This is a genomic window from Pseudoalteromonas sp. S1650, assembly GCF_005887195.1.
Taxonomy (GTDB): Bacteria; Pseudomonadota; Gammaproteobacteria; order Enterobacterales; family Alteromonadaceae; genus Pseudoalteromonas; species Pseudoalteromonas simplex.
Genome location: NZ_PNDF01000166.1, coordinates 1 through 552 on the forward strand (window position 1 = coordinate 1; position 552 = coordinate 552).

The following is a 552-nucleotide window of genomic DNA, read 5'->3' on the forward strand; positions in this document are numbered from 1 at the left end:
ATACATCATTCCACTGGCCACGATAAAGTAGCGTGAAAATACCATTAACAGCACTGCGCATATTCCATTTTGCAGCATAACTCTCATTGAAGCGCGTTAACCACTGCTTTACTACGTTTAAGTAACGATGCTGCTGCTCAGCACTATCCATAGTTATGATAACTTCAGCAAGTGTTTTACCGTGTCCATCATTATCATCATAAAAGTGGCTATTGTTTACAAATGCATCTATAGCATCAACTACTGCAGGTTGTACCCAAGAGCTAAAATTCACGTCAGCATTATAAAACTCAACATAAAAACCCGCACGCAAATATAAAAACAGCGCTTCTAAATCAACATCTCCACCACCAGCATAAGTCTGTGAGAGTGACTTAGCATGATTTGCAACGGCATACATGTTATCTGAACTATAAACCTGACTCTGAATAGAAGATGGCGCACTAAAAAGTTCATTAATGCAACTAGTACCTTGGCTCTTAAGTTCAGTGATAATTGCACTAGTGCTTGCACTTGCCATCGCAGCTAAATCACAACTGACAAATACGTCTT

Annotated in this window: 1 protein-coding gene; it reads right to left on the bottom strand. The window is 39.3% G+C overall.

Translation table 11 applies throughout. From position 1 onward, the window contains the following. Positions 1-552, bottom strand: a 552-nt coding sequence (locus CWB80_RS22030; RefSeq protein WP_171041578.1) for a M9 family metallopeptidase N-terminal domain-containing protein, incomplete at both ends; no start/stop codon positions are given.